The sequence below is a fragment of the Duganella sp. GW821-FHT01E12 genome, from assembly GCF_059422325.1.
In genome coordinates, this window is the sequence record NZ_JBWKWR010000031.1 from 1 (window position 1) to 647 (window position 647).

Annotated in this window: 1 protein-coding gene; it reads left to right on the forward strand. The window is 50.9% G+C overall.

The features are described from left to right. The coding region (locus AC07WS_RS30340; protein ID WP_494732639.1) for an IS3 family transposase at positions 1 to 612 on the forward strand (612 nt) is incomplete at its 5' end. Positions 613 to 647: the final 35 nt, after the last annotated feature.

The window sequence follows — 647 nt, forward strand, 5'->3', positions numbered from 1 at the left end:
GTGCAGCGTCAAATGGTCCAACTGGGTCTGAAGTCTCTGGTGCGCCCCAAGAAGTACCGTTCGTACAAAGGCGAAGTGGGGCACGCGGCCGCCAATGTGCTGCAGCGCCAATTCCAGGCCAAGGCAGCTAATCAGAAATGGGTAACGGACGTGACCGAGTTTAACGTTGCTGGCGAAAAGCTCTATCTATCGCCAGTGATGGACTTGTACAACGGCGAAATCATCGCCTTTGAAACGGCTAGGCGCCCCATGTTTGAACTGGTGGGCTCAATGCTCAAGAAAGCATTGGCCAAACTGAAGGCCCATGACAAACCACTGCTGCACTCTGACCAGGGATGGCAATACCGGATGCCGGCATACCAGCGGGCATTACGTCAAAGGGGCTTGGAACAAAGCATGTCTCGCAAAGGAAACTGCCTCGATAACGCGGCAATGGAGAGCTTTTTCGCCGTACTCAAATCCGAGTTCTTCTATCTGAACAAATTCGGTAGCGTCGACGAGCTACAAAAGGGTATCAAAAAATACATCCACTACTATAATCATCACCGCATCAAACTCAAACTAAAAGGGCTGAGTCCTGTGCAATACAGAACTCAGCCCTTGGCTGCTTAGCAAACTATACCGTCCAACTATTTGGGGTCAGTTCA